General features: G+C 60.6%; 1 protein-coding gene. It reads left to right on the top strand.

Features of this window, described 5'->3' with window-relative positions:
• Nucleotides 1-226, top strand: a 226-nt coding sequence (locus EG19_RS10310; RefSeq protein ID WP_038050159.1) for a proton-conducting transporter transmembrane domain-containing protein, incomplete at both ends; no start/stop codon positions are given.

Genomic DNA, 226 nt, shown 5'->3' with positions numbered 1-226 from the left:
TCTTCAAAGCCTGCCTGTTCTTGGGCTCCGGCAGCGTCATTCACGCCCTGGGTGGGGAGCAGGACATGCGCAAGATGGGGGGCTTGAAGCGGCATCTTCCCACCACCTACTGGACGTTCCTGGTGGCGACCCTGGCTTTGGCCGGTATCCCTGTGTTTTCCGGGTTTTTCTCCAAGGACGAGATTTTGGGGCGGGTGTTTGCGGCTGGCATGGGGGATCTCAACGG

This window comes from Thermoanaerobaculum aquaticum (assembly GCF_000687145.1).
Classification (GTDB): Bacteria; Acidobacteriota; Thermoanaerobaculia; order Thermoanaerobaculales; family Thermoanaerobaculaceae; genus Thermoanaerobaculum; species Thermoanaerobaculum aquaticum.
Note: the sequence above shows the minus strand (reverse complement) of the source record. Positions and strands in the feature narration are given on the sequence as shown.